Origin of the sequence: Pseudacidovorax sp. RU35E, from assembly GCF_900156165.1 — a bacterium.
Taxonomy (GTDB): domain Bacteria; phylum Pseudomonadota; class Gammaproteobacteria; order Burkholderiales; family Burkholderiaceae_C; genus Xenophilus.
In genome coordinates this window covers 13587-24914 of sequence record NZ_FTMY01000003.1, presented here as the reverse complement: position 1 = coordinate 24914, position 11328 = coordinate 13587, and the positions used below count along the sequence as shown (strand labels likewise).

The window sequence follows — 11328 nt, the reverse complement described above, 5'->3', positions numbered from 1 at the left end:
GGCCGAGCGCCGGGCCGCCCCAAGCCGGCCGCGCCTCCCCCGCGGGGGGTGGCGTTACACGCGCGCAGCGCGTGAAAAGCCGGGGGGCTGTCATTTCTCTACGAAGGCGCGCTCGACCACGTAGTCGCCGGGGGTGGTCGTGTTGCCTTCGTGGAAGCCGCGCTGCTCCAGGATCAGCTTCATGTCGGCCAGCAGCATGGGGCTGCCGCACAGCATGACGCGGTCTTCCGCGGGGTTGAGCGGCGGCAGGCCCAGGTCGTCGGTGAGCTTGTTGCTGGTGATCAGGTCGGTGATGCGGCCCTGGTTGCGGAAGGGCTCGCGCGTGACGGTGGGGTAGTACAGCAATTGCTCGCTCACCATCTCGCCCAGGAACTCGTGGTGCGGCAGGTCCTGCGTGATGGTGTCGTGGTAGGCCAGCTCATTCACCTCGCGCACGCCGTGAACCAGGATGACCTTCTCGAACTTCTCGTAGGTCTCGGGGTCGCGGATCACGCTCAGGAAGGGCGCCACGCCGGTACCGGTGCCGAACAGGTACAGGCGCTTGCCGGGCAGGGTGTAGTCGATCAGCAGCGTGCCCGTGGGCTTGCGGCCCACCACGATGGTGTCACCGACCTTGATGTGCTGCAGGCGCGAGGTGAGCGGGCCGTCGGGCACCTTGATGCTCAGGAACTCGAGGTGCTCCTCGTAGTTCGCGCTCACGATGCTGTAGGCGCGTAGCAGCGGCTTGCCGTCGACCTTGAGGCCGATCATCGTGAAGTGCCCGTTGGAGAAGCGCAGGGCAGGGTCGCGCGTGGTGGTGAAGCTGAACAGGCGGTCGGTCCAGTGGTGGACGGTCAGGACGCGTTCTTCGGCGAAGGCACTCATAAGCTAATAACCAAATGAAAGGGAAGCTGGCGGGTGGCACGAGGGCATGCGCATCAGGCTTGCGGCGCCACTGGCTGGTGCTGCCCATTTTCGTTCACGACGCACCAGGAAGGGGAGCCGTGAACTCTGGAAAACACCCATGCAAGCATCGCGCCGGGCCGCTAGATTCGTTTCATGTAGCAATCACAACATGAATATGGAGCGGATGCTACACAAACGGTGCATCGCCGCCAAGCCGATTTCCGGCATGCTTGTTGCACACACAGGCCGCGTTGCACGAAAGCCCACGATGACAGAACACACCAAGACCGACGGCCTGCCCGGCATCGACGTGCCGGCCCTGCCCACCACGCCCGATGGCCTGGGCCGCGCGCCCGCGCGCAACGAGCGCATGAGCACGAGCAAGGTCGAATGCAATGCCTGCCCGGTGCTGTGTCAGATCTCCGAAGGCCGCACCGGCGCCTGCGACCGCTATGCCAACCGCGAAGGCGTGCTGGTGCGCACCGACCCGGTGGTCATGCTGCGGCGCGAGCTGGACTCGCCCGTGCCGGCCCTGGTGCCCTTCGCCCGTCCGGCGGCCGACACGGTCGAAGCGGCCGCCACCGATGCGCCGCAGGACGACTGGAACGGCGACCTGCTGCTGGCCGACCAGGTCTTCGTCACCGGCATCGGCAGCTCCACCACCTACCCGGACTACAAGCCCGCGCCCTTCATCGTGGCCTCCAAGGCCGAGGGCGTGGACATGGTCACCGTGGTCACCGAAGGCATCTTCAGCTACTGCAGCGTGAAGGTGAAGATCGACACCGACCGCTTCCTCGGCAGCGAGCAGGCCAACGTGCGCTACAAGGGCGAGGTGGTGGGCCATGTCACCACGGCCGAGTACGGCTCGCAGATGCTGTCGCTGGGCGGCGTGCACCACCTCACCGGCGGCAGCAAGAAGGAAGGCCGCATGACGCTGGAGATGATGCAGCTGCTGTGCAACAAGCAGGCGGCCGAATGCACCATCGACGGTGGCGCCAGCCTGGTGATCCAGGCCGGCCGCGCGCCCATCGTCAACGGCGTGGAAGAGCAGCGCATGCGCGTGGGTTGCGGCTCGGCAACCGTGGGCATTTTCGCCAAGCAGCTGCTCGGCCTGGCCGACGACGTGGTGGTGGTCGATGACCACATCACCGGCGTGCTGACCGAGCATCAGGCCGGCCGTTGCCTGGCCATGCCGCCCTCGGGCATCCAGATGCGCGGGCGCAAGTCCACGCCGGGGCGCTACTTCCAGGTGGCCAACCCGGGCAGCGGCTGGGGCGGCACCGACATCGCCGACCCGCTGGCCATCATCGAAGGCTGGGAGCCCGGAGTGGCCAGGCCGGGCCTCAAGCTGCTGATGACCTCCACCACCGGCGAGCAGGCCGAGTGGTACGTGCTGGACGACGACCTGCGCCCCGTGCCGCAGCCCATGCCCGAAGCCGTGCGCAAGGTGGTCGAGCGCATCGGCGAGAACTGCGAGCCTTCGCTCACCACGGTGCTCTTCCTGGGCGGTGCGGGTGGCAGCCTGCGTGCGGGCGTGACCGAGAACCCCATCCTGCTCACCCGTGCCATCAAGCGCGCGCTGGTCAACGTGACCTGCGGTGGCGCGCCGGCCTATGTGTGGCCGGGTGGTGGCATCACCGTCATGGCCGACGTGATGCGCATGCCCGACAACAGCTTCGGCACCGTGCCCACGCCGGCCATCATTGCGCCCATCGAATTCAGCATGCGGCTGCAGGACTATGCAGACCTGGGCGGCCACATGGAGCATGTGATGTCGCTGGAACAGGCGCTGCGCCGTGGCGCCTGGCAGGACGACGGCGCGCCGCTCGCCCGCCGCTTCGTCGGCCAGGCCAGTGACAACCCCTGGCCGCTGGGCCACAAGCCCATGCTGGGCTGACCGTTCTCTCTGCAGCGACGCATGCCCGCCCAACGTCACGCCCTCGATGCCGAGCGCTGGCACTGGCACCACGGTCCCATCGACCTCGTGGTCCAGGCCGAGGGCGAGCCGCGTGCCGTGGCCGCGGCGCACGAGGCAGCCTGGGCGCGCTTCGAAGGGCTGCTGGACGAGCTGGTCGCCGAGCTGCCCGCGCTGCGTCGCCCGGTGTCCGAGCATGCGAGCCTGCATGGACCCGTGGCGCGGCGCATGCAGGCCGCCTGCCTGCCCTTCCTGCCCGCCTTCATCACGCCGATGGCGGCCGTGGCCGGCTCGGTGGCGCAGGAGCTGATCGCCTTCTACCAGCGGCCCGGCATCGCACGCGCCTGGATCAACAACGGCGGCGACATCGCGCTGCATCTGGCGCCCGGCACTGTGGCGCGCGTCGGCCTCTATGCCGACCTGGCCCGCTTCGCGCCACATGACGCGCAGCGCCTGCGCACCGACGGCCAGTTCAGCGTGGCGGCAGCCGATCCGGTGCGCGGTGTCGCCACCAGCGGCTGGCGGGGCCGCAGCTTCTCGCTCGGCATCGCCGACAGCGTGACCATCCTCGCGGCCACGGCCGCGCAGGCCGATGCGGCGGCGTCCATCGTCGCCAACGCTGTCGATGCGGCCCACCCCGCCATCGAGCGCCGCCCCGCCAATGAATGCAAGGACGACAGCGACCTCGGTGCACTGCCCGTCACCGTGCAGGTGCCGCCGCTGCCCACCAGCGTGGTGCGCGACGCGGTCGACTCGGGCCTGCAACGCGCGTCGGAACTGCAGTCGCGCGGCCTCATCCATGCCGCCGTGATTGTGTGCCAAGGGCAATGGAGAGTGCTGTCGGCACGCGACGAGGCCGTGCTGGCGCCGGCCGTTGGTTCAGTATTTGCTTAACGAATTGCACACCCCTTCACCACGATGATCGACATCCGCCGCGTCTTCACCCAGGTCGAGCAGATCCACCACGAGTTCGGCCCGCGCGCCGAGCAGCCGCTGGTGCGCGGCGCCATCGCGGCCGTGCTCGCCAACCCCTTCGCCGGCCGCTACGAGCCGGACATCCTGCCCATGATGGCGCTGCTGGACCCGGTGGGCGTGGACATGGCGCGGCGCCTGCTGTCCGCCATGGACGTGCCCCGCGAGGCCATCGCCACCTACGGCAAGGGCGCCATCGTCGGCGCGGCGGGCGAGCTGGAGCATGGCGCCCTCTGGCATGTGCCGGGCGGCTACGCCATGCGCGAGCTGCTGGGCTGGAAGGGCGACCGCGCCGCCTACACCGCTGGCCAGGGCGAGGCCAAGAGCGGCCAGCCCGGCAATGCGCTGTCCATCGTGCCCTCGACCAAGAAGGTGGGCCCGCCCGGCGCCGCGCTGGATGTGCCGCTCACCAACATCAACGCCAGCTACGTGCGCGGCCAGTTCGACGCCATCGAGGTGCGCGTGCCCGGCGCGCCCGCGGCCGACGAGATCGTCTTCATCCTCGCCATGACCACCGGCTACCGCGTGCATGCCCGCGTCGGCGGCCTCAAGGCCGAGGACATCAGCCAATGGAACGGCCTGCGCTGAGGCGCGCCACAGAACGAGGAGAACCCATGCCCGCAGACATCCGCAAGCTCATCGTGCAGGTCGACGAAACCCGCAAGGAGATGGGCCAGACCATCGACCCGCCCACGCGCCGTGCCGTGGCCATCGCCGTCATCGCCAACCCTTACGCCGGTCGCTACAGCGAGAACCTGGACGAGCTCATCGCCATCGGCGAGGAACTCGGCGGCCTGCTCGGCCAGAAGGCCGTGAAGGCGCTGGGCATCGAGCCTGGCCAGGCGCAGAGCTACGGCAAGGCCGCCATCGTGGGCGAGGCCGGCGAGCTGGAGCATGCCGCCGCCATCCTTCATCCCAAGCTGGGCGCGCCGCTGCGCGTGGCGGTCGAAAAGGGCGCCGCGCTGGTGCCCTCGGCCAAGAAGCAGGGCACGCTAGGCACCGCCATCGACGTGCCCTTGGGCCACAAGGACGCGGCCTTCGTGCGCAGCCATTTCGACGCCGTCGAGGCCCGCGTGAGCGATGCCCCGCGCGCGGGCGAGATCGTGGTGGCCGTGGCCGTGACCGACAGCGGCCGTCCGCTGCCGCGCATCGGCGGCCTGCAGGTGTCCGAGATCAAGGGCGTGGACGGTCTTCGCTGAACGCGTCGCGGCTATTCTTCGCCTGCTTCATTTCCCCCGGTTTTCCATCCCTTCCGACGAGGAGTTCCCCATGCAACCCTTCCGCCTCCATTTCGGTGCCGCCGCCGCGCTGGCGCTGGCCGCCGGCGCGCTGATGCCGGCCCACGCCCAGAACGTCATCAAGATCGGCGAGGTCAACAGCTACAAGGCCCAGCCGGCCTTCCTTGAGCCCTACAAGAAGGGCATGGAACTGGCCGTGGACGAGATCAACGCCAAGGGCGGCATCAACGGCAAGAAGATCGAACTGATCACCCGCGACGACAACGCCAACCCGGGCGATGCGGTGCGCATGGCCGAGGAGCTGGTCTCGCGCGAGAAGGTGGACGTGCTGGCCGGTGCCTTCCTGTCCAACACCGGCCTGGCGCTGGCCGACTTCGCCAAGCAGAAGAAGTTCTTCTATCTGGCCGGTGAGCCGCTGACCGACAAGATGACCTGGCAGGGCGGCAACCAGTACACCTTCCGCCTGCGCCCCGGCACCTACATGCAGGCCGCCATGCTGGTGCCCGAGGCCGTCAAGCAGAAGAAGAAGCGCTGGGCGCTGGTCTACCCCAACTACGAATACGGCCAGTCGGCCGTGGCCGCCTTCAAGAACCTGCTGAAGGCCGCACAGCCCGACGTGGAGTTCGTCACCGAGCAGGCCACGCCGCTGGGCAAGGTCGACGCGGGCAGCGTGGTGCAGGCCCTGGCTGACGCCAAGCCCGATGCCATCTTCAACGTGCTGTTCGGCGCCGACCTGTCGAAGTTCGTGCGCGAGGGCAACACCCGCGGCCTGTTCAAGGACCGCACCGTGGTCAGCGTCCTGACCGGCGAGCCCGAGTACCTCGACCCGCTCAAGGACGAGGCACCCGACGGATGGATCGTCACGGGCTACCCGTACTACGGCGTCAAGTCGGCCGAGCACAAGGCCTTCCTCGACGCCTACCAGGCCAAGTTCAAGGACTACCCGCGCCTGGGCTCGGTGGTGGGCTACAGCATGATCAAGTCGGCCGCCGCCGGCATCGCCAAGGCCGGCAGCACCGATGCCGACAAGCTGGTCGCCGCCTTCAAGGGCCTGCAGGTGGACAGCCCCTTCGGCAAGATCAGCTACCGCGCCGAAGACCACCAGTCGACCATGGGCGCCTTCGTGGGCAAGACCAAGAACGACGGCGGCAAGGGCGTGATGGTGGACTACGTCTACTACGACGGCGCCGATGCCCGCTTCCAGCCGCCCGCGGCCGACGTGAAGAAGTCCCGCAGCGCCGACTGACGTCTGCTGCCCCCTGAAGAGAGCCTTGCCATGAGTTTTTCCGGCCTGATCGTCCAGCTCCTCAACGGGCTGGCGTCTGCGTCCTCGCTGTTTCTGGTGGCGGCGGGCCTGTCGCTGATCTTCGGTGTGACGCGCATCGTCAACTTCGCGCATGGCTCCTTCTTCATGGTGGGCATCTATGTGGCCTACACGCTGGCCGACAAGCTGGGCGGCGCGGGCTTCTGGGTGGCGTTGCCGCTGGCGGCCATCGCGGTCGGCGTGCTCGGCGCGGTGATCGAGGTGGTGCTGCTGCGGCGCATCTACAAGGCGCCCGAGCTCTTCCAGCTGCTGGCCACCTTCGCCCTGGTGCTGGTCATCAAGGACGCGGTGCTGTGGCTGTGGGGCCCCGACGAGCTGCTGGGCCCGCGTGCGCCGGGCCTGCGTGGCTCGGTCGAGATCCTGGGCCGGCAGTTCCCGGCCTACGACCTGTTCCTGATCGTCGTCGGCCCGGTGGTGCTGGGGCTGGTGTGGCTGCTGCTCACCCGCACGCGCTTCGGCACCCTGGTGCGCGCGGCCACGCAGGACCGCGAGATGGTCAGCGCCCTGGGCGTCAACCAGGCCTGGCTGTTCACGGCGGTGTTCGCGCTGGGCGCGCTGCTGGCCGGCCTGGGCGGTGCGCTGCAGCTGCCGCGCGAGCCCGCCACGCTGGAGATGGACCTCAACACCATCGGCGCCGCCTTCGTGGTGGTGGTGGTGGGCGGCATGGGCTCGCTGCCCGGCGCCTATGTGGCCGCACTGCTCATCGCCGAGATCAAGGCCCTGTGCATCTGGCTGGGCGTGGTCGAGATCGCGGGCATCGCCATTTCCTTTTCCAAGCTCACGCTGGTGGTCGACTTCCTGGTCATGGCCGCGGTGCTGGTCTGGCGCCCCTGGGGCCTGATGGGCCGGCCGCAGGCGCCCAGCCGCTACGTGGGCATGCAGGAAGAGCCGCTGCGCCGCGCGGGCGGCTCCTATGTGGCTGCCGTGGGCGTGCTGGCCCTGGTGCTGGCCGCCATGCCGGTGCTCACGGCCAGCTCGCCCTACACCACGGTGCTGATGATCGACCTGCTGATCGCGGCGCTGTTCGCGGCCAGCCTGCACTTCATCATGGGCCCGGCGGGCATGCATTCCTTCGGCCATGCCGCCTACTTCGGCCTGGGTGCCTACGGCGCCGCGCTGCTGGCGCGCGCCGCGGGCCTTCCGATGGAACTCACGCTGGTGCTGGCGCCGGTGGTCGCGGGGCTGGGCGCGCTGGTCTATGGCTGGTTCGCCGTGCGGTTGTCTGGCGTGTACCTGGCCATGCTCACGCTGGCCTTCGCACAGATCACCTGGGCCATCGTCTACCAGTGGGACAGCTTCACCGGCGGCAGCAACGGCCTTACGGGCGTGTGGCCGTCGGCATGGCTCAATGACAAGCGCAACTACTACTGGCTCACGCTGCTGCTGGTGGGCGGCGGCCTGTGGTGGCTGCGCCGCGTGCTGTTCTCGCCCTTCGGCTATGCGCTGCGCGCGGGCCGCGACTCGGTGCTGCGTGCCGACGCCATCGGCATCGACGTCAAGCGCATGCAATGGGCGGCCTTCGTGGTGGCCGGCGCGGTGGCGGGCCTGGCGGGTGGGCTGTTCGCGTACTCCAAGGGCAGCATCTCGCCGGAGACCCTGGCGGTGGGCCGTTCGGTCGACGGCCTGGTGATGGTGCTGCTGGGCGGCATCCAGACGCTGGCCGGCCCGGTGGTGGGTGCCTTCACCTTCACCTGGCTGCACGACATGGTGGCGCGCAACACCGACTACTGGCGCGCAATGCTGGGCGCCATCATCCTGATCCTGGTGCTGCTGTTCCCGCAGGGCATCGCGGGCTCGATCAAGCAGCTGGCCGACAAGTGGCGTGGCCGGCGCGACGACGTGGCCGCCGACGAGGCCGCCAAGGCGCCGATGCAGGCCGCGGCTGCGGCCGGGGAGGGGGCACGATGAGCCGCCTGTCGTCCTGCTTCTTCATGTTCTTCATCGGCCTGGAGGTGCTCTGATGTCCCTGCTGCATGTCCAGAACCTGGGCAAGTCCTTCGGCGGCGTGAAGGCCGTCGACGGCATCAGCTTCACGCTGGCCAAGGGCGAGCTGCTGGCGTTGATCGGCCCCAACGGCGCCGGCAAGTCCACCACCTTCAACATGGTCAACGGCCAGCTCAAGGCCGACCAGGGCTCCATCACGCTGGGTGGCACCGAGCTGGTCGGCAAGAAGCCGCGCGAGATCTGGCGCCTGGGGGTGGGCCGCACCTTTCAGATCGCCGAAACTTTTTCGTCGCTGACGGTGGTCGAGAACGTGCAGATGGCGCTGCTGTCGCACGACGCCAAGCTGTTTGCCATGTGGCGTCGGGCGTCCGACCACAAGCGCGACGAGGCGCTGGCGCTGCTCGACCAGGTGGGCATGAAGTCGCAGGCAGACCGGCCCTGCAGCGTGCTGGCCTATGGCGACGTCAAGCGGGTGGAGCTGGCCATCGCGATGGCCAACGACCCCAAGCTGCTGCTGATGGACGAGCCCACGGCCGGCATGGCGCCCAAGGAACGCAATTCGCTGATGGCGCTGACCAAGCAGCTGGTGATCGACCGCGGCATGGCGGTGCTGTTCACCGAGCACAGCATGGACGTGGTGTTCGCGTACGCCGACCGCATGATCGTGTTGGCGCGCGGGCGCCTGATCGCCGAGGGCAAGCCGCTGGAGATCCGGGACCATCCGAAGGTGCAGGAGGTCTACTTCGGCTCGGGCAAGACTTTCGAGAAGAAGGCTGCATGAATTGTTTGGTGGCTTCTGTTCGGGGCGCGCCCTGGCCGGGGCCTGGCCTGGGGCGGCTGCGAGTTCGTCGGTCGGCCCTGCAGGCCGACTCCCCTGCGATGCTCGGTCGGCCGGGCCGCGGCATAACTCGCTGCGCTGCCTGCGGCAGCTCCGCTCAAACAAACGCCGCGAGTCAGTTCACGAAGCGGGCCTGTCCTCCGGCAGGCCCGCAGCCCGGCCAACCTCCGCTTCTCGGCGACGCACACGCAGCCGCCCCAGACCAGGCCCCGACCAGGGCGGGACACGCTGCGGCCAGTTTCGGCGGTGACGCTGGCGCTCCCGCCTCCGCCCCCACCTGCGCCCCGGGCCAGAACTCAGTTCGCGCCGTTGCCTTGACAGAGCCGCGGGCACGTGTGCGCCCCATCGAGCGCAACGTATCCGCGCGGCGGGGCCGGGCTGCCAGGGGCGATTTCGGTGGTGGCGAGAAGCGCAGGGCAGGGGGCGGCGCGCGTGCGAAGACACGCGCGCTTCGTGATCTGACTCGTCGCATTTGTCTGAGCGGAGCTGCTGCAGGCAGCGCAGCGAGTTATGCGACGCGCCCCCTGACCGAGCATCGCAGCGGAGTCGATGCGCAGCATCGACCGCCACCGTCTGAGCCCCTGGCAGCCCGGCCCCGCCGCGCCGCCCCCATCGCCAGTGAAGCTGCGAGCACGCGCACCACTGCGAAAGTCATTCAGAACCGGACGCTTCCAACGTTCGCAACGACACCCAAAACAAGGCCCCACCAGTGAGCACCCCGCCCGTCCTGCTCGAAGCCAAGTCCCTCTGCGCCTGGTATGGCGCCGCCCAGATCCTCTACGACGTGGACCTGGAAGTGCGCCGTGGCGAAGTCGTCGCCCTCATGGGCCGCAACGGCGCCGGCAAGTCGACCACGCTCAAGGCCCTCATGGGCATGCTCGGCAAGCGCCGCGGCAGCATCCGCTTCCTGGGCCACGACATCTCCAAGACCGAGCCGCACCATGCCGCCCGCCTGGGCCTGGGCTTCGTGCCCGAAGACCGGCGCGTCTTCACCGACCTCACCGTCATGGAGAACCTCGAAGTCGGCCGCCAGGCCGGCCGCCAATGGGCCGACGGTGGCGCCGCGCCGCTGTGGACGCCCGAGAAGCTCTTCAAGCTCTTCCCCAATCTCGGCGAGATGCCCGACCGCCCCGGCGGCCGCATGAGCGGCGGCGAGCAGCAGATGCTCACCGTCGCTCGCACGCTCATGGGCAACCCCTACCTCGTGCTGCTCGACGAACCCTCCGAAGGCGTCGCGCCGGTCATCGTGGAGCAGATGGCGCAGATGATCCTGGAGCTCAAGGCCCAGGGCGTGTCCATCCTGCTGTCGGAGCAGAACATGCACTTCGCCGAACTCGTCTCGGACCGCGCCTACGTGCTGGAGAAAGGCCAGATCCGCTACCAGGCCACCATGGACGAGCTGGCCGCCAACGACGAGGTCCGACGGGCCTACCTGAGCGTCTGATTTCCAACCTGTCCTCGGAGGGACCGACCATGCTGCGCAACGCACCCCAACGCCGCCACTTCCTGCAGGCCGCCGCCGCCCTGGGCGCGGCCGCCATCGCACCGCCGCTGCTGGCGGCCGACGCGAAGAAGATCAGCCCCAGCGCGCAGGCCGCGCTGATCGTGGTGGACGTGCAGAACTGCTTTGTCGACGGCGGCACGCTGCCGGTCAAGGGCGGGGCCGACGTGGTGCCGGTCATCAATGCGCTGGCGCCCAAGTTCCAGAACATCATCGTCACGCAGGACTGGCACACGGCGGGCCACGCGTCCTTCGCCAGCGCCCACAACGGCACCAAGCCCTTCGACAGCGTCAAGCTCAACTACGGCAACCAGGTGCTGTGGCCTGACCACTGCGTGCAGGGCACCGACGACGCGGCCCTGCACAAGGACCTGAAGCTGCCCACCGCGCAGCTCATCATCCGCAAGGGCTACAACAAAGGCGTGGACAGCTACTCGGCCTTCCAGGAGGCCGACCGCAAGACCGTCACCGGCCTGGCGGGCTACCTCAAGGCGCGTGGCATCAAGACCGTCTACGTCACCGGCCTGGCCACCGACTTCTGCGTGGCCTGGACGGCGCTGGACGCGCGCGCCGCGGGCTTCAACGTCTACGTGATCGAGGACGCGACCCGCGCCATCGACCTCAACGGCTCGCTCGCCAAGGCCTGGCAGCAGATGCAGGCCAAGGGCGTCAAGCGCATCCAGTCGGCCGACGTCGCCTGAGAAGGTTCGA

General features: G+C 68.8%; 10 protein-coding genes. 9 read left to right on the top strand and 1 reads right to left on the bottom strand.

Annotated features, from left to right (window positions below):
• Nucleotides 1-90: 90 nt before the first annotated feature.
• On the bottom strand, nucleotides 91-864 hold the full coding sequence (locus BXA03_RS05720) for a ferredoxin--NADP reductase (protein ID WP_076504941.1): 774 nt from the start codon (nucleotides 862-864) through the stop codon (nucleotides 91-93).
• Between the two features lie 289 nt (nucleotides 865-1153).
• Between BXA03_RS05720 and BXA03_RS05715 the strand changes: the two genes are divergently transcribed.
• From BXA03_RS05715 to pncA, 9 genes are all read left to right on the top strand, one after another.
• Nucleotides 1154-2782, top strand: a complete 1629-nt coding sequence (locus BXA03_RS05715) for a 6-hydroxynicotinate reductase (protein ID WP_076504938.1) — start codon at nucleotides 1154-1156, stop codon at nucleotides 2780-2782.
• A gap of 21 nt (nucleotides 2783-2803) precedes the next feature.
• The gene (locus tag BXA03_RS05710; protein ID WP_076504936.1) at nucleotides 2804-3694 is read left to right on the top strand and encodes a UPF0280 family protein; all 891 of its coding nucleotides are present in this window, start codon (nucleotides 2804-2806) and stop codon (nucleotides 3692-3694) included.
• 24 nt (nucleotides 3695-3718) lie between these two features.
• On the top strand, nucleotides 3719-4360 hold the full coding sequence (locus BXA03_RS05705; protein ID WP_076504934.1) for an amino acid synthesis family protein: 642 nt from the start codon (nucleotides 3719-3721) through the stop codon (nucleotides 4358-4360).
• A 26-nt stretch (nucleotides 4361-4386) separates the two neighbouring features.
• Nucleotides 4387-4971 carry an amino acid synthesis family protein gene (locus BXA03_RS05700; RefSeq protein WP_076504932.1) on the top strand — a complete coding sequence of 195 codons (585 nt, stop codon included), beginning with the start codon at nucleotides 4387-4389 and terminating at the stop codon, nucleotides 4969-4971.
• Nucleotides 4972-5041: 70 nt separating this feature from the next.
• Nucleotides 5042-6256: an ABC transporter substrate-binding protein gene (locus tag BXA03_RS05695; RefSeq protein WP_076504930.1), complete on the top strand. Its 1215-nt coding sequence runs from the start codon at nucleotides 5042-5044 to the stop codon at nucleotides 6254-6256.
• 30 nt (nucleotides 6257-6286) lie between these two features.
• Nucleotides 6287-8242: an ABC transporter permease gene (locus tag BXA03_RS05690; protein ID WP_076504929.1), complete on the top strand. Its 1956-nt coding sequence runs from the start codon at nucleotides 6287-6289 to the stop codon at nucleotides 8240-8242.
• Nucleotides 8243-8294: 52 nt separating this feature from the next.
• Complete coding sequence (locus BXA03_RS05685; protein WP_076504927.1) at nucleotides 8295-9059, top strand: ABC transporter ATP-binding protein; 765 nt, start codon at nucleotides 8295-8297, stop codon at nucleotides 9057-9059.
• A 766-nt stretch (nucleotides 9060-9825) separates the two neighbouring features.
• Nucleotides 9826-10560 (top strand): ABC transporter ATP-binding protein, encoded by a 735-nt coding sequence (locus BXA03_RS05680; protein WP_076504925.1) that lies wholly within the window; start codon nucleotides 9826-9828, stop codon nucleotides 10558-10560.
• A 29-nt stretch (nucleotides 10561-10589) separates the two neighbouring features.
• The gene (pncA, locus tag BXA03_RS05675) at nucleotides 10590-11318 is read left to right on the top strand and encodes a bifunctional nicotinamidase/pyrazinamidase (RefSeq protein ID WP_076504923.1); all 729 of its coding nucleotides are present in this window, start codon (nucleotides 10590-10592) and stop codon (nucleotides 11316-11318) included.
• Nucleotides 11319-11328: the final 10 nt, after the last annotated feature.

Excerpts from the sequence above, each read along its gene's own strand:
- BXA03_RS05715 (WP_076504938.1), top strand. The coding sequence starts at position 1,154 with ATGACAGAACACACCAAGACCGACGGCCTGCCCGGCATCGACGTGCCG.
- BXA03_RS05705 (WP_076504934.1), top strand. The coding sequence starts at position 3,719 with ATGATCGACATCCGCCGCGTCTTCACCCAGGTCGAGCAGATCCACCAC.
- BXA03_RS05700 (WP_076504932.1), top strand. The coding sequence starts at position 4,387 with ATGCCCGCAGACATCCGCAAGCTCATCGTGCAGGTCGACGAAACCCGC.
- pncA (WP_076504923.1), top strand. The coding sequence starts at position 10,590 with ATGCTGCGCAACGCACCCCAACGCCGCCACTTCCTGCAGGCCGCCGCC.
- BXA03_RS05720 (WP_076504941.1), bottom strand. The coding sequence starts at position 864 with ATGAGTGCCTTCGCCGAAGAACGCGTCCTGACCGTCCACCACTGGACC.
- BXA03_RS05685 (WP_076504927.1), top strand. The coding sequence starts at position 8,295 with ATGTCCCTGCTGCATGTCCAGAACCTGGGCAAGTCCTTCGGCGGCGTG.
- BXA03_RS05695 (WP_076504930.1), top strand. The coding sequence starts at position 5,042 with ATGCAACCCTTCCGCCTCCATTTCGGTGCCGCCGCCGCGCTGGCGCTG.
- BXA03_RS05690 (WP_076504929.1), top strand. The coding sequence starts at position 6,287 with ATGAGTTTTTCCGGCCTGATCGTCCAGCTCCTCAACGGGCTGGCGTCT.
- BXA03_RS05710 (WP_076504936.1), top strand. The coding sequence starts at position 2,804 with ATGCCCGCCCAACGTCACGCCCTCGATGCCGAGCGCTGGCACTGGCAC.